The following is a 13,462-nucleotide window of genomic DNA, read 5'->3' as shown; positions in this document are numbered from 1 at the left end:
CCCCACATTTTTTTACCGCATTTCAGCTTCAGGGGCTGTAGTAACCCACCGCCACCATGAAGTGCCCGCTCTTGCGGATATAAGCATGTTTGTTCTCGACCTTATCGGTCACCGGGTTTTTCCAGCGGTACTTGTATTCCCCCTGGTCCTGCTCGGCCATCAGCTTGAGAATCGGCTCGCCCACCGGTTTGCCATCCGGGTCCTTGATCTTGCTGAAGTCCGTGTTGATCAGTCTCAGGTTGGTGCCGTGGGCCACGTAGCGTCGGGTGTTCAGGTCCACCACAAACACATACAGGTCGTCCTGCAGGAAGCCACCCTGCAATGAGTTGATGGCCTTGAGCGTGCCGGCCTCATCCTTGACCAGCGCGTTCACCGCCTTGTTGCGCAGGGCGCGCGCCTGTTCCGGCGTGGCCCGTGGCAGGTAATAACCCACCGCGAGGATGCGTTCGCCGACGCGCTGATAAAACACATGCTTGTGCTCGACCTTGCCGTCGTTCCAGTTCTGCCAGCGGTAGTCGGCCTGCTGGATACCCTGGCCTTCGGGTACCTTGAGGGCGTCCTTGAATGACTGGCGCAAGTCCGGCCCCAATACTTCAGACACGTCGCGGCCGATCAAGGCCGAAGAGGGCCCGCCGCTGGCCAGCAACACACCTTGGGTATCGACCACGAATACGTAGCGGTCCTGGTCGATAAAGTCGCCCTGGCGGCTGAACGTGGCGAATGCCTTGTCGCCATGGCTCTGGTAGTAAGCCAGGGCTTTTTCCAGCAGGGCCTTGGCCGCCTCGGCGTCTTGAGCCTGAGTTGGATTGGCGTGCACCTGGCTGAAACACAACAACAGCAGCCAGGTGATCCGCAACAGTGCCTTCATGACCCGTCCCTCGTTTTGTTGATTTCCAAGAGCGTAGACGGTGCCGGCTGATCAGAGCGGTTTGTCGGGAGGTATTTACCCTCCAACTGCCTGCCGCCGCGCCGCGTGCCCGTTGATCAAGGCGCCGCCAGCCACTGCTTGACGATGGCTTGGTACTCGCCTGTGGCCACGCTCAGGTGCAGCCACTGGTCGACATAGCTTTTCCAGGCCATATCGTCGCGCGGCAGCAAAAAGGCTTTTTCGCTGTACTGCATCTGCCGCTGCGGGTTGACCGCACACAGCCCGGGCTTGAGTTTTTGCTGGTAACGCGCTTCGCTGGCGTCGGTGATCATCACATCGGCTTTGCCGGCGAGCAGTTCGTCGAAGATGGTCACGTTGTCGTGCAGGCGGATCTGCGCCTGGCCCAGGTGGGCGCGGGCGAACACTTCGTTGGTGCCGCCGGCCGGCTCGATCACCCGTACCTGCGGCTGGTTGATCTGTTCGACGGTCTGGTAGCGCTGCACATCGGCGCAGCGCACCAGCGGGATCTTGCCGTCTTCGCCGAGAGACTGGCTGAAGAACGCCTTTTTCTGGCGCTCCAGCGACACCGAAATACCGCCTACGGCGATATCACAGCGCTTGGCAAGAAAGTCCGGCATCAGGGTTTTCCAGGTGGTGGGCACCCAGATGAGCTTGGCAGTGAGGCTCTTGGCCAGGGACTCGGCCATGGCAATGTCGATGCCTTCATAGGTGCCGTCGGCGCGCAGGGAGGTATAGGGCTTGTAGTCGCCGGTGGTGCACACGGTGAGGGTGCCGCGTTGCAGCACTTCATCCAGGCGCGACGGGGCGGTGTCGGCCAGGGCGCTGGTGGCCAGGGTTGCCAGTACACACAGGGCGAGCGGAGCTTTCATGCGGTCGAGTCCTTGGGGCATGGTCGGGGGCAGCCATTATTTCCAGCGCGGGGCAGGGTGGCAAGGCGCGGCGAATGTTTAGCCGGGTTGCAACCACACTCCGGCATCCCTGAATTTAACCGCCTGCCCAGGCGTGTGACGCTGCGGGCCTGTACCTCACCGTGATTCGCCCATGGACGGTTCCGCTGATACGCACCTTGCGACACTGCCGTCCACGCTGGCGTTCTGGGCGTTGTTTCACTGTCGGCATGCACGCCCTCCAGACACCTCTCTCCTACGTTGATCTACCCCATGGATGACGCGCGCCTGTGCGCATCTGCCCGGCGGCGCCCGCGCGCCCGCCAGTCGCAACCGTATGAGAACCGCCATGAGTGTGTTTGCCAGCCTGCACGAAGCCCAATCCTTCCTTGAGCACAACCCCGACATCGAGATGTTCGAGCTGTTCATCCTCGACAACAACGGCGTACCGCGCGGCAAGTTGCTGCACCGGGATGAACTGTTGGCGGTGTATCAATGCGGGCGCCCGTTGCCCAGCACCATCCTGGGCCTGACCATCAATGGCGACGACGTGGAAAACTCCGGCCTGGTGTGGGACGTGGGCGACATCGACTGCCGCGCCTACCCGATCAGCGGCAGTTTGCAACGCATGCCCTGGCGCCTGATCCCGACCGCCGCGGTGCAAGTCAGCATGCACCCCACTGAAGGCCTGCCCGCCACCGTGGCCGACCCTCGGCATTTGCTGGCCAGGGTAATCGACGCGCTCAAGGCCGACGGCTATTACCCGGTGATGGCGGCCGAGTTGGAGTTCTATCTGCTCGACCAGAAACCCGATGGCAACGGCCGCCCCCAACCGGCGCGGGATGTCGACGGCGGTCGCCCGCGTTCGACCCAGGTCTACGGGTTGCGCGAACTGGAGCAGATCGAACCCTTCCTCGCTGACCTCTACAGCGCCTGCAAGCTGCAAGGCATTCCGGCGCGCACGGCGATTTCCGAGTACGCCCCGGGCCAGGTGGAAATCACTCTGCAACACCGCGCCGATGCCCTGCAGGCGATGGACGAAGCCGTGCGCTACAAGCGCCTGGTCAAGGGCGTGGCCCACAAGCACGGGATGAGCGCCTGCTTCATGGCCAAGCCGTTCGACGACCTGGCGGGCACCGGCATGCATATGCACGTGAGCCTGGCGGATGCCGAGGGCAACAACCTGTTCGCCAGCGAGGCCGGCGACGGTACGCCGCTGCTGCGGCATGCGGTGGGCGGCATGCTCGGCACGTTGCTCGACTCGCTGCTGATGTTCTGCCCCAACGCCAACTCCTATCGGCGCTTCCAGGCCAACAGCTACGCACCCCTGGCCGCCACATGGGGGGTGGACAACCGCACCGTCAGCCTGCGCGTGCCGGGCGGCCCGGCCAGCTCCCGGCACATCGAGCACCGTATCTGTGGCGCCGACGCCAATCCCTACCTGGCCGCCGCCGCGATCCTGCTCGGCATCCACCGGGGAATCCGCGAACAATGCGACCCCGGCGCGCCGGTCGAGGGTAACGGTTACGCCCAGGCCAGGAGCCTTTTGCCCACCGACTGGCTCACCACCCTGCGCGCGCTGGAAGATTCCAGCTGGGCCAGGGAGGCATTCGGCAGCGAGTTCCTTGGCGTGTACCTGGCGGTCAAACGTGCTGAATATCGCCAGTTCATGGGTGAGGTGGGGGAGCAGGATTGGCGTTGGTATTTGCATCAGGCCTGAGCCGATCAACGGGCGTGATGGCTTCGACCTTTTTTTCACGTTGCAGTGGTTAAGCTGCGAATCAAGGTCGTTCACTCCCGTTTAACCCTTATGAGCCGATGATGTCGCCACAACCTCCCTCCTCGATCGAGATCGAATACGCCGAACGCTGTGACCGCGAACACGCCAGGGCCTGCGGCGACACGCGCCCGCCTGGGCTACGCCGCCGCCTGGCGTCGTGGCGCGACGAGTGGTTGGTACGCCAGGCGCTCAAAGTGGCCGGCGAACCGGGGCTGATCCTCGACCTGGCCTGCGGCGCGGGGCGGTTCTGGCCGGTGTTGGCCGAGCACGTCAACCGGGTGATCCTGGCGTCGGACAACTCCCAGGCCATGCTCGATCACGCCTGTACCCATCACCCGGCGGCATTGCTCAAGCGGATCAAGACCTTTCAGGGCTCGGCGTTTTCCATTGGTCTGTCGGCGAATGCGGTGGATTGCATCTTCTGCCTGGAGTTGTTTCGTCATGTGCCCAGCAGTGAAGGGCGACTGGCGTTGCTGCGCGAGTTTCACCGGGTCAGCCGCGACACGGTGATTGTCTCCGTCAACTCGCGTACGGCAGTGGACGATGAGTTTCGCCAGGCCGGCTTCAAAGTCCTGAATTACCAGGAATTCATTCCGGGCTCCGCGCTGTGGCGTGTCTACGTGCTGCGTAAGAAAGGATAACCATCCCCTGTAGGGCTATTCTTCGTCTCCTGTCTGAGTTTTCATGGTTGCCTGTGCACTGTGGATGCTCGCAAGTCCCTTTCGCGATATATACTGCGCGCCATTCTTCAAGGGAGAGCCGTGTGGCCATCGATATTCACTGGATCTGCGACAACGATAGCCTCGGCCAGCACTGCGCCGAATGGCAGCAGTTGCCATTCGTCGCCCTCGACACCGAATTCATGCGGGTCGACACCTTTTATCCCATTGCCGGGTTGATCCAGATCGGCGATGGCGCACGCGCTTACCTGATCGATCCCCTGACCATTGACAACTGGCAACCCTTGGCCGCGCTGCTGGAAAACCCAGCGGTGATCAAGGTGGTGCACGCCTGCAGCGAAGACCTCGAAGTCTTGCTGCGTCTGACCGGCAGCCTGCCGGTGCCGTTGTTCGACACCCAATTGGCGGCGGCTTACCTGAACCTCGGCTTTTCCATGGGCTATTCGCGCCTGGTGCAAGCCGTGCTCGACATCGAACTGCCCAAGGGTGAGACGCGTTCGGACTGGTTGCAGCGGCCATTGTCCGAGACGCAAATCAGCTACGCCGCCGAAGACGCGGTGCATTTGGCCGAGGTCTACATTCGCCTGCGCCCGCAGCTGTCCGACGACAAATACGCCTGGGTGCTGGAGGACGGTGCCGAACTGGTGGCCAACCTGCGCCGCGAAGTCGACCCGTACGAGGTGTACCGCGACGCCAAGCTGGCCTGGAAACTGTCCCGCGCTCAACTTGCCGTGCTGCGAGAGCTGTGCGCCTGGCGCGAGCAGCAAGCCCGCGCCCGCGACCTGCCGCGCAACCGAATCGTTCGCGAGCACTCGTTGTGGCCCCTGGCCAAGTCCCAGCCGGACAACCTCGCCGCACTGGGCAAGATCGAAGACATGCACCCGCGCACCGTGCGCCAGGATGGCCAGTTCCTGCTGGACTTGATCAAACGTGCCGGCAGCCTGCCCATGGACCAATGGCCGCCCGCCGTGGCTGAACCGCTGCCGGTGGATGCCGCCGCGCTGATCAAGCAACTGCGTGCCCTGGGCCAAACGTTCGCCGAGCGCCTGGACATGGCGCCGGAACTGATGCTGCGCAAGAAAACCCTCGAAGCCCTGGTTAAAAGTGGCTACCCCGATGGGCCTTACCAATTGCCAGACTCGCTGCGTGGCTGGCGCCGCGAGTTGATGGGCCAGGCGCTGCTCGACAGCCTGGCCACTGCCGGAGAACAGCCTTGAAACGTATCTGCTCCATCTATCGCAGCTTGAAAAAAGACGGCATGTACCTCTACGTGCTCAAAAGCGATGCCCTCGAGCGCGTGCCCGAGCCCTTGATGGCCGCCTTCGGCAAGCCGCACCACGCGTTCGACATGGTGCTGACGCCCGAGCGCAAGCTGTCGCGCGAAGACATCGCCGTGGTCCTGGAAAACCTCGACACGCAGGGCTACCACCTGCAAATGCCGCCGGCCGAGGACGAGTACATCGAACACTTGCCCGAAGAGCTGCTGCGTCGCAACGACCCGATGTGATCGACCGGTGCTCTGTCCTGGGCACCTGCTTCAATGAAATCGTATTAGTGGGCGGTGGCCGTAAGGATGCGGGCGGCCGTCTGCACTGTTTTTGAAAGGTTTGAACCATGCGCGTTCTGATTGCTGAACAGGATCACCCGCTCTACGCACAATTGCTCAACGACGTGGCGCCGGACCTTGAGGTGCTCACCAGCGGCGACTCGGCCGAACTGTCGCGCCTGGCCGCCGATTGCCCGGTGTGGCTGGGCCAGCCGGACCTGTTGGCAACGCTGTTGCGCCAGGGCCATCGTCCGCAATGGCTGCAATCGACCTGGGCTGGCATTACGCCGCTGCTGGCCGAAGGCTTGCCGCGCGATTATCGCCTGACCCGCGCGGTCGGCATTTTTGGCCAGGTCATGGCCGAATTTGTCCTCACCTACATGCTGGGCCATGAGCGCGAAGTGCTGGCGCGGTTGGTCAGCCAGGTCGAACGCAAGTGGGACAACCGCACGGGCCAGAGCCTGGCGGGGCGCAAGGTGTTGATCGTCGGCACGGGCGATATCGGCCAGAGCGTCGCCGAGTTCCTCGTACCCTTTGGCGTGAAGCTGTACGGCATCGCCAGTACCGCGCGCGAGCAAGCACCCTTTATCGAAGTGGCCGGGCTCGAACAACTGGGCCGGCTGGTAGGGGAGGTGGACTACGTGATCAACCTGCTGCCCAACACGCCTAATACCCACGATGTGTATAACGCCGCGCTGTTCAAGCAGTTCAAGCCGACGGGCTTGCTCATCAACGTGGGCCGTGGTGTGGCGGTGGTCGATGCCGACCTGGTCGAGGCATTGAAAGAAGGGCACCTGGCCGGCGCGGTGATCGACGTGTGCCGCCAGGAACCGCTGCCGCAGCGCCACCCGTTCTGGACCGCCTGGGGCCTGTTGTTGACCGGGCACAGTTCCGCGCCGACGTCGCCGCCGATGATGGTCGAGTTGTTTTTACAGAACCTGCGTGCCTACCGGACCAAGGAAACGCTGCGCGGGGAAGTTGATTTCGCACGGGGTTACTGACACGACGCAATACCAATGTGGGAGGCCTACAGGCTGAAGTCACCTTCGCAAACCAGCTCGCTCAACGGCTTGCGCGGGCTTGGCGCTTCACGATCTTGCAGGTACGCCGGCAAGGTCGACTTGTCTCCCAGCTTGCCAATCGCCACGGCGGCATGCAGTGCATAACCGTCTGGAATCTTCAGCTCCTTGCGCGTCAGGTCCTGATCGAAGCCGGCCATGCCGTGGGTGTGCCAGCCGCTGAGGCTGGCTTGCAGCGCCAGGTGCCCCCAGGCCGAGCCGGTGTCGAAGGTATGCCACAGCGCCGGGGTTTCTTCGGTGGCGCCCGGAGCGATGAAGTCGGTTTTCGAGGCGATGATCACCAGGGCCGACGCATGCTGCGCCCAGCCGCGGTTGAATTCATTGAGCAGGCCCAGGAAACGCGCCCAGTCTGCCGTGTCGCGGCGCGCATAGAGGAAACGCCATGGCTGCGAGTTATAGGCCGACGGCGCCCAGCGTGCGGCTTCGAAGAAACTCAGCAGGGTGTCTTTCGGGATGCTCTCGCCGGTGAACGCGCGCGGCGACCAGCGGTCGGTGAATTGAGTGTGGATCGAGTGGTCGGCAACACGTGGATTGGCGCTCATGGGCGGCTCCTGAAGGACGATTCGGCGTTCCAAGCTACTGCGCGCCCACTGGGCTGACAAGTCTTGTAACGCCGCCAGTCGTAAGCACTTGGTTCCGAAGGCCTTGGGTACTAGACTGGCGGCCTTTTCACCTACCGATACTGATGTAGAACCATGGCCGCCAAAGTCGAACCTTTCTGGATACGCAAAACCCTCGAACACCTCGATCAGGAGGAGTGGGAGTCGTTGTGCGACGGCTGTGGCCTGTGCTGCCTGCAGAAACTTGAGGATGAAGAGGACAACAGCGTCTATTACACGCGAATCGCCTGCAAACTCCTTGACCTGAAAACCTGCCAGTGCACCGACTACCCCAACCGGCGCGCCTCGGTCCCCGACTGTATCCAGCTCACCCCAGGCCAGGCCGACCAGTTCAAATGGCTGCCGCCCACCTGCGGCTACCGTCTGGTCAGCGAGCGCAAGGACCTGCCGCTGTGGCACCACCTGGTCTGCGGTGACCGCGACGCCGTGCACCACGAACGCATTTCCCAGTCCGGGCGCATGCTCAGTGAAGGCAGCGTGCCCGAAGACGACTGGGAGGATTACCTGATCTTCCGCGCGGGCTGAACAAGGAGTGTGTATGAAGCTGGGAACCCGGCTGGCGGCAGGCCTGGTGCTGCTGGTGCTGAGCGCTCCGGCCTGGTGCGCCAACAAAGTCGACCTGGACTATCACGTCAAGCTGCTGCCCCAGAGCGATCAGGCGCAGGTGCGTGTGAGCCTGGCCCAGGGCTCGGCGGTGCGCAGCCTGGACTTCGACCTTGGCCGCGACGGTCGCTACAGCGATTTCAAGGCCGACGGCCGGTGGCAGGTCACGGGCAGCCGCGGCGTGTGGCAGCCCAGCGCCGACAAGGCCAGCCTCAGCTACCGCGTACGCCTGACCCAGGCGCTCAAGCCGGGCAGCTATGAAGCGCGTATCACCCCGGGCTGGGCGCTGTTTCGCGGCGAAGACCTGGTGCCTGGCGCGCGGCTGGACCAGCAGGACGGCGTCGAGTTGGTCGCGCGGCTGGTGTTCGAACTGCCGGCCGGCTGGAAAAGCATCGAAACCGCCTGGCCGCGCATCGGCAAAAACAAGTTCCGTATCGACAACGTGTCCCGCCTGTTCGACCGCCCCACCGGCTGGATGCTCGCCGGCACGCTCGGCAGCCGCCGCGTGCGCCTGGGCGAAACCGAAGTCACCGTGGCGTCGCCCAAGGGCCAGGCCATGCATCGCATGGATGTGCTGACGTTGCTGACGTTCGTCTGGCCGCAGGTGGAAGCCGTGTTCCCGCGCCATCCGGGCAAACTATTGGTGGTGGGGGCGAGTGACCCGATGCGCCGTGGCGCATTTGCGGCGCATGACTCGATTTACCTCAACAGCCGCACGCCGTTGGTCAGCGAAAACGGCAGCAGCCCGTTGATGCGTGAAGTGGTGCAAGCCATTGGCCGTTTCAACGACCACGACACCAGTGACTGGATCAGCGAAGGGTTGGCGCAGTACTACGCCATCGATCTGCTGCGGCGTGCCGGCGGCATCACCGATGAGCGCTATAAAGCGATACAGGTGCGCTTGGCCAGGGAAGGCCAGGACGTGACCACCCTGCGCGGCGAACACGTCAGCGGCGCGACGGTGTCACGGGCGGTGTTGGTGATGCAGGAGCTGGACCGCGAGATTCGCGTGAAAACCCATAACAAGCGCTCGCTGGACGATTTGGCGCAGGCGGTGATGCGGGCCGATAGCGTCAATACCCAAGGCTTCGTTCAATTGGCCGAGAGCATCCTGGGCGAATCGTCGGTGGTGCTCGATTCCAAACTCCTGCGCTGATTCGTAGCCCTGCACAAAACGAAATGTGGGAGGGGGCTTGCTCCCGATAGCGGTGGTTCAGTCACTGATGTATTGACTGACACACTGCTATCGGGAGCAAGCCCCCTCCCACATTGGAATCTCCAATAGTCTGGAGGCCGAGGTCAGCCGGTGGTCTTCACCGCTTTTTCAGCCGCCACTTCCGCCTTGGTCTTCAAGTTTTTCAACTCTTCACCCGCGCGCTCAATCTTGGTACGCACGCTGTTCATTTCCTGGCGACCCTGCTCCAGCTTATCCTTGAGCGAGCTGTGCCCGGTAAAACCACGGGCCAGCGCCACGCCGCCGATCGCCACTTGGATCAAACCGAAAATCCCGCCACGCCGCAGGCCTTTGCCCACCATCATCACGCCACCGGCCACCGAGCCGATGCGCTCCCAGCCATGCACGTTTTGCGTGGGTGGGGACTGAAGTGGCGCGGGTTCGATGATAGGTCGCACGGTTTTGCTGTCGCTCATAATCTGTCTCCAACAAGGGCAAGTGTAAGTAGCTGACTGTCGGCGAGAGCCGGATGTTCCCGAAAACTCAGTACTTGGGGCCCGAGCGGGTGTTATTGCCCTTGGCCATGCGGTCGTAGAGCACCACATTGACGGTGGCGGCGAGGTTCATGCAGCCGGTAGTGGGGATGTACACCACGTCTTCGCACCAGTCGCGAATCTCTTTATCCAGCGAGCCGTCTTCCGGGCCGAAGATATACAGCGCACGGTCGGGGTGGGTGTACTCGGGCAGCGGGCGGGCGCCTTCAACCAGCTCCACCGCAACCGGGATGCAGCCCAGGGGCAGGATTTTTTTCAGGTCATCGATACCGATCAGCGGAATGTCGTGGTGGACCTTCTTGGTGTCGGTGATGAAGTCTCGGGCGCGCTCGTAGCGCACGCCGGTGTAGAACACCGAGGCCACGCCGTAGCAGCCGGCGGCACGCATGACCGAACCGACGTTTTCAGGAGATTTGGGGTTATACAGGCCGATGCAGCTGTAGCGTTTATTGCCCACGGGGGAAGGTGCCTTGGAGAAAAGCGGCGATTATACGGCCTGAAGGTGATGTATTGCTTGGGCCACCGCTCTCGAGAGCCAGCCCCTTCCCACCGTTTGAACGTATTCACCCATCAACGTGTGGAGGGGGCTGGCTCCCGATGAGGTCGCAAGGGCCTCTTCAGTCGTCTTTCTTCATCAACCCGGCCAACGCCGCAAACGGGTTGTGCGTGGCCTTGGCAATGGTCGGGCTGCTGGTGGAGCCTTCGCCGAAGTACTGTTGGTCGGTGTAGCGCGAATGTTCGTTGTCGTGACAATACAGGCACAGCAATTCCCAGTTGGAGCCGTCCTGGGGGTTGTCATCATGGTTGTGGTTACGGTGGTGAACGGTGAGTTCGCTCAGGCGTTTGCCGGCGAATTCACGGGCGCAACGGCCACATACGTGGGGGTACATCTTCAGGGCTTTGTCGCGATAGCCCATTTCCCGGTCGCGCTGGGCATCGGCGAGGATGCGGTCCAGCTTGGCGGTGTGGGAGGGCGGGTTGGTCGAGCTCATCATGGCTCCTGGCTGTCTGGTGGGTCACGGATAAGCTTGATTCTAGCCGCCGGCGCGCGTTTGTAGTATCAGTTCATTCAATTCATCAGGAGCTGAACCCTATGCGCCGGTACACCTGGATACTTGCACTGCTACTCGGCGCCCTGGCGGCTCAGGCCCAGGCGTTGTCGACGCCCAGGCCCGGGCAGGTGATCGAGGTCGCCCTTGAGCAACTGCACCCGACCCAGGCCGTGGTCGGGTTCGACCAGATCTATTACAGCCTCGGGTTGTTTGCCGACAAACCTACCAAAGCCTTCGATGAATACTGCGAGACCAACGGTCAGGGCGAGGCCGACAAGGTGCCCAAGAACGCCAAGCTGCTCCAGCCCACCAGCTTCACCTGCAAAGACCCGGTAGGCGCGCACCCCGAGGACATGAAAACCGTGGTTGTCGGCCCCGGCGGCCAGTTGTACCTGACCGACGGTCATCACAGTTTCACCACATTATGGGAAGCCCCCGGTGGTGGCCCGCAGCTGAAAATGTGGGTCAAGGTCACCGACGATTTCAGCAACAGCCCGGACCTCGCCACCTTCTGGCAACGCATGGAAGCGGCCCGCAAGGTTTGGCTCAAGAACAATCAGGGGCAACCCCTGCAGCCCGGGCAACTGCCGGCGCACCTGGGGTTCAAGAACTTGCAGGACGACACCTTTCGCAGCCTGGTGTATTTCACCCGCAAGGCTGCCTACGGCAAGCCGGACGCGGGGGCGGTCGCACCGGAATTTCTGGAGTTCTATTGGGGCAACTGGCTGCGCACGCAAATGGATCTGGGCCAGTACGACCTGAACAAAAAAAGCGGCTACAGGGACGCTATCGAAGCGGTGGCCAAACGCATGGTCCGCCTGGCACCGGGCGCACAGGTCGGGAACAGCGGCTTCACCGCCCAGCAACTGGGCGGCATGACCCAGCTGGACCGCGATGAACTGGAAAAGACCTTCGATAAGAAAATCCCGTACGTGATCGACTACCGCAATTCCCATAACTGACCAGGGATCAACAATGTGGAAGGGGGCTGGCTCCCACATTGATCTTCAGTGTTGTGCTCAGCCCTTGAGCTTTTCCGCAATCCAGATGGTGTGCCGGGTGCCTTTGTTGCCATGGGCGAACACCTGCACTTCCTCGGCCTTGAAGCCGGCCTTGCGCAGTTTTTCGCTGAACAGCCTGTCGGCGCTGGCCGACCACACCGCCAGTACGCCCTTGGGGCGCAGGGCCTTGGCGCAGGCGGCCAGGCCACCGGCGGAGTAGAGCCAGCTGTTGGCTTTTTGCGTGAGGCCTTCGGGGCCGTTGTCGACGTCGAGCATGATCGCATCAAAGCCCTGAGGCTCGGCTTGCAGCACCTTGGCTACGTCTTCCAGGCGGATCACCGTGCGCGGGTCGAGCAACGGGCGCCCGGATTTTTCCCCCAGTGGGCCACGGTTCCACTCCACGACGCCGGGCACCAGTTCGGCCACCACCACTTCGGCGGTCTTGCCCAAATGCTTGAGCGCCGACGCCAGGGTAAAGCCCATGCCCAAGCCACCGATCAGCACCCGTGAAGCCGGGCGGCCAGCGACCTTGCGGCAGGGGATTTCGGCCAGCGCGTCTTCGGAACCGTGCATGCGCGTGTTCATCAGTTGGCCGCCATCACCGCCCTGGATCTTGATGACAAAATCCTCACCGTATTCGAACAGGCACAAGGCACCGCCGTTGTCGGGGATCGGGGTGGTGTCCAGCAGAACGAAACGTTTCATGGAAATCTCATTGGGAAGGGCATTCTTGCGCGGTTGGGAGTAGCCTTACGACATTCCGGTCAGGCCATGGAGCCATCGATGAAGTGCAGCATTCTAACGGTCATTGTGTTGAGCGCGCTCGCCTGCGGTGGGGTACGGGCTCAGGAGTTGCAAACCGTACCGGTCGCACCCGCGCCAACCCCCGGTGCGCCGGGCACGCCGACACCGACGCTGTACCCGCAAGTCACCCCGCCGGCACTGCCCAAGACCAACGGCTCGCCGCCCTTGACGCCTATTGTGCTGCCCGCGCCGCCGAAGGACCAGACCGTGCCTGGCCTGCAGCAGAACGACAGCAAGCCGAAGACGCCCGGCGGTTAAAACTGTTGATTGAGTAATTGGCCATCCGCCATGCGCAGGCGCTTGGACAAGGCAATCGCAATCGCCCGGATGATCTTGGCGGCAATCCTGGGCGCTTCGTTGAGCATCTTTTCCAGGGAGTCCTTGCCCAGGTTCAGCAGCACGCAGTCACTGGCGGCCACGCAACTGGCGGAACGTCGCTCGCCGTCGAGTACCGCCATTTCACCGAAGGCCCGGCCACTGCGCAGGGTGGCGATGGTCAGGCGTTGCCCGTCATGGTTGGTTTTTTGCACCGCCACCTGGCCGCTGTGGATGATGCACATGAAGGTTCCGGCATCGCCTTCGAGGAAAATCGCTTCATCGCGGGCTATGGTGCTGATGTTGAAGTAGCCGGCGGCGATGTGGAAATCTTCCGGCAACAGAGGGTCAAACAGGCCGCAATCCATGAGCATTTCGCGGATTTCTGTTTGTAGGGAAGAACTCATCAAAGTCGGTAGTGCCATGGCTGCAATCTTGATCCATCAATCCGTGGGCGGTCCTGTGTTCAGACAAAACC

General features: G+C 62.4%; 17 protein-coding genes. 9 read left to right on the top strand and 8 right to left on the bottom strand.

The genetic code is table 11. The annotated features are described in order from the left end of the window. Positions 1-28 precede the first annotated feature (28 nt). Together AB4N98_RS05450 and AB4N98_RS05445 are read right to left on the bottom strand one after the other, a co-directional pair. The gene (locus tag AB4N98_RS05450) at positions 29-868 is read right to left on the bottom strand and encodes a cache domain-containing protein (RefSeq protein ID WP_217855977.1); all 840 of its coding nucleotides are present in this window, start codon (positions 866-868) and stop codon (positions 29-31) included. A 116-nt stretch (positions 869-984) separates the two neighbouring features. Next, the gene (locus AB4N98_RS05445; RefSeq protein WP_026067168.1) at positions 985-1,758 is read right to left on the bottom strand and encodes a transporter substrate-binding domain-containing protein; all 774 of its coding nucleotides are present in this window, start codon (positions 1,756-1,758) and stop codon (positions 985-987) included. Between the two features lie 367 nt (positions 1,759-2,125). Here AB4N98_RS05445 and AB4N98_RS05440 point away from each other — a divergent pair, with 367 nt between their 5' ends. The 5 genes from AB4N98_RS05440 (at position 2,126) to AB4N98_RS05420 (ending at position 6,783) form a co-directional block, all read left to right on the top strand. Then, positions 2,126-3,496 (top strand): glutamine synthetase family protein, encoded by a 1,371-nt coding sequence (locus tag AB4N98_RS05440; RefSeq protein ID WP_135196705.1) that lies wholly within the window; start codon positions 2,126-2,128, stop codon positions 3,494-3,496. A 101-nt stretch (positions 3,497-3,597) separates the two neighbouring features. Then, on the top strand, positions 3,598-4,197 hold the full coding sequence (locus AB4N98_RS05435) for a class I SAM-dependent methyltransferase (protein WP_017526692.1): 600 nt from the start codon (positions 3,598-3,600) through the stop codon (positions 4,195-4,197). A gap of 122 nt (positions 4,198-4,319) precedes the next feature. Next, positions 4,320-5,453 carry a ribonuclease D gene (gene rnd / locus AB4N98_RS05430; RefSeq protein ID WP_017526691.1) on the top strand — a complete coding sequence of 378 codons (1,134 nt, stop codon included), beginning with the start codon at positions 4,320-4,322 and terminating at the stop codon, positions 5,451-5,453. After that, complete coding sequence (locus tag AB4N98_RS05425) at positions 5,450-5,743, top strand: YcgL domain-containing protein (RefSeq protein WP_017526690.1); 294 nt, start codon at positions 5,450-5,452, stop codon at positions 5,741-5,743. The genes rnd and AB4N98_RS05425 overlap by 4 nt, the downstream gene beginning before the upstream one ends. Before the next feature lie 107 nt (positions 5,744-5,850). After that, positions 5,851-6,783 carry a D-2-hydroxyacid dehydrogenase gene (locus AB4N98_RS05420; RefSeq protein ID WP_065877067.1) on the top strand — a complete coding sequence of 311 codons (933 nt, stop codon included), beginning with the start codon at positions 5,851-5,853 and terminating at the stop codon, positions 6,781-6,783. Between the two features lie 26 nt (positions 6,784-6,809). Here the strand turns inward: AB4N98_RS05420 and AB4N98_RS05415 are convergent, their stop codons facing one another. After that, the gene (locus tag AB4N98_RS05415; RefSeq protein WP_135196704.1) at positions 6,810-7,403 is read right to left on the bottom strand and encodes a nitroreductase family protein; all 594 of its coding nucleotides are present in this window, start codon (positions 7,401-7,403) and stop codon (positions 6,810-6,812) included. 153 nt (positions 7,404-7,556) lie between these two features. Between AB4N98_RS05415 and AB4N98_RS05410 the strand changes: the two genes are divergently transcribed. Both AB4N98_RS05410 and AB4N98_RS05405 read left to right on the top strand, forming a co-directional pair. After that, a complete protein-coding gene (locus tag AB4N98_RS05410; protein WP_016971382.1) occupies positions 7,557-8,006 on the top strand; it encodes a YcgN family cysteine cluster protein in 450 nt (149 codons plus the stop codon). Positions 8,007-8,019: 13 nt separating this feature from the next. After that, positions 8,020-9,240, top strand: coding sequence for a hypothetical protein (locus AB4N98_RS05405; protein WP_017526687.1), 1,221 nt, complete (start codon positions 8,020-8,022; stop codon positions 9,238-9,240). A 143-nt stretch (positions 9,241-9,383) separates the two neighbouring features. Here the strand turns inward: AB4N98_RS05405 and AB4N98_RS05400 are convergent, their stop codons facing one another. From AB4N98_RS05400 to AB4N98_RS05390, 3 genes are all read right to left on the bottom strand, one after another. Next, positions 9,384-9,734, bottom strand: a complete 351-nt coding sequence (locus AB4N98_RS05400; protein ID WP_017526686.1) for a YgaP family membrane protein — start codon at positions 9,732-9,734, stop codon at positions 9,384-9,386. Between the two features lie 67 nt (positions 9,735-9,801). Next, positions 9,802-10,269, bottom strand: coding sequence for an RNA methyltransferase (locus tag AB4N98_RS05395; RefSeq protein ID WP_017526685.1), 468 nt, complete (start codon positions 10,267-10,269; stop codon positions 9,802-9,804). A gap of 160 nt (positions 10,270-10,429) precedes the next feature. Continuing rightward, complete coding sequence (locus AB4N98_RS05390; RefSeq protein WP_003210675.1) at positions 10,430-10,804, bottom strand: YajD family HNH nuclease; 375 nt, start codon at positions 10,802-10,804, stop codon at positions 10,430-10,432. Between the two features lie 101 nt (positions 10,805-10,905). Between AB4N98_RS05390 and AB4N98_RS05385 the strand changes: the two genes are divergently transcribed. Then, on the top strand, positions 10,906-11,826 hold the full coding sequence (locus AB4N98_RS05385; RefSeq protein WP_135196703.1) for a ParB/Srx family N-terminal domain-containing protein: 921 nt from the start codon (positions 10,906-10,908) through the stop codon (positions 11,824-11,826). A 57-nt stretch (positions 11,827-11,883) separates the two neighbouring features. Here AB4N98_RS05385 and AB4N98_RS05380 read toward each other — a convergent pair whose 3' ends face one another. After that, positions 11,884-12,570, bottom strand: a complete 687-nt coding sequence (locus AB4N98_RS05380) for a spermidine synthase (protein WP_017526683.1) — start codon at positions 12,568-12,570, stop codon at positions 11,884-11,886. Positions 12,571-12,648: 78 nt separating this feature from the next. Between AB4N98_RS05380 and AB4N98_RS05375 the strand changes: the two genes are divergently transcribed. Further along, the gene (locus AB4N98_RS05375; RefSeq protein ID WP_026067166.1) at positions 12,649-12,927 is read left to right on the top strand and encodes a hypothetical protein; all 279 of its coding nucleotides are present in this window, start codon (positions 12,649-12,651) and stop codon (positions 12,925-12,927) included. Here AB4N98_RS05375 and AB4N98_RS05370 read toward each other — a convergent pair. Further along, positions 12,924-13,409: a cyclic nucleotide-binding domain-containing protein gene (locus AB4N98_RS05370; RefSeq protein WP_065877064.1), complete on the bottom strand. Its 486-nt coding sequence runs from the start codon at positions 13,407-13,409 to the stop codon at positions 12,924-12,926. The two genes, AB4N98_RS05375 and AB4N98_RS05370, sit on opposite strands and share 4 nt — an antisense overlap. Between the last annotated feature and the right edge of the window lie 53 nt (positions 13,410-13,462).

The sequence above is a fragment of the Pseudomonas sp. S3_E10 genome (assembly GCF_054667615.1).
The sequence above is the reverse complement of the archived record's forward strand: the minus strand, read 5'-3'. Positions and strand labels throughout refer to the sequence as shown.

Bases quoted from the DNA above. Each gene is read 5' to 3' on its own strand.
- AB4N98_RS05435 (WP_017526692.1), top strand. From the start codon at position 3,598: ATGTCGCCACAACCTCCCTCCTCGATCGAGATCGAATACGCCGAACGC.
- AB4N98_RS05385 (WP_135196703.1), top strand. From the start codon at position 10,906: ATGCGCCGGTACACCTGGATACTTGCACTGCTACTCGGCGCCCTGGCG.
- AB4N98_RS05410 (WP_016971382.1), top strand. From the start codon at position 7,557: ATGGCCGCCAAAGTCGAACCTTTCTGGATACGCAAAACCCTCGAACAC.
- AB4N98_RS05375 (WP_026067166.1), top strand. From the start codon at position 12,649: ATGAAGTGCAGCATTCTAACGGTCATTGTGTTGAGCGCGCTCGCCTGC.
- AB4N98_RS05370 (WP_065877064.1), bottom strand. From the start codon at position 13,409: ATGGCACTACCGACTTTGATGAGTTCTTCCCTACAAACAGAAATCCGC.
- AB4N98_RS05450 (WP_217855977.1), bottom strand. From the start codon at position 868: ATGAAGGCACTGTTGCGGATCACCTGGCTGCTGTTGTTGTGTTTCAGC.
- AB4N98_RS05415 (WP_135196704.1), bottom strand. From the start codon at position 7,403: ATGAGCGCCAATCCACGTGTTGCCGACCACTCGATCCACACTCAATTC.
- AB4N98_RS05440 (WP_135196705.1), top strand. From the start codon at position 2,126: ATGAGTGTGTTTGCCAGCCTGCACGAAGCCCAATCCTTCCTTGAGCAC.
- AB4N98_RS05380 (WP_017526683.1), bottom strand. From the start codon at position 12,570: ATGAAACGTTTCGTTCTGCTGGACACCACCCCGATCCCCGACAACGGC.
- AB4N98_RS05420 (WP_065877067.1), top strand. From the start codon at position 5,851: ATGCGCGTTCTGATTGCTGAACAGGATCACCCGCTCTACGCACAATTG.
- AB4N98_RS05445 (WP_026067168.1), bottom strand. From the start codon at position 1,758: ATGAAAGCTCCGCTCGCCCTGTGTGTACTGGCAACCCTGGCCACCAGC.
- AB4N98_RS05405 (WP_017526687.1), top strand. From the start codon at position 8,020: ATGAAGCTGGGAACCCGGCTGGCGGCAGGCCTGGTGCTGCTGGTGCTG.
- AB4N98_RS05390 (WP_003210675.1), bottom strand. From the start codon at position 10,804: ATGAGCTCGACCAACCCGCCCTCCCACACCGCCAAGCTGGACCGCATC.
- AB4N98_RS05400 (WP_017526686.1), bottom strand. From the start codon at position 9,734: ATGAGCGACAGCAAAACCGTGCGACCTATCATCGAACCCGCGCCACTT.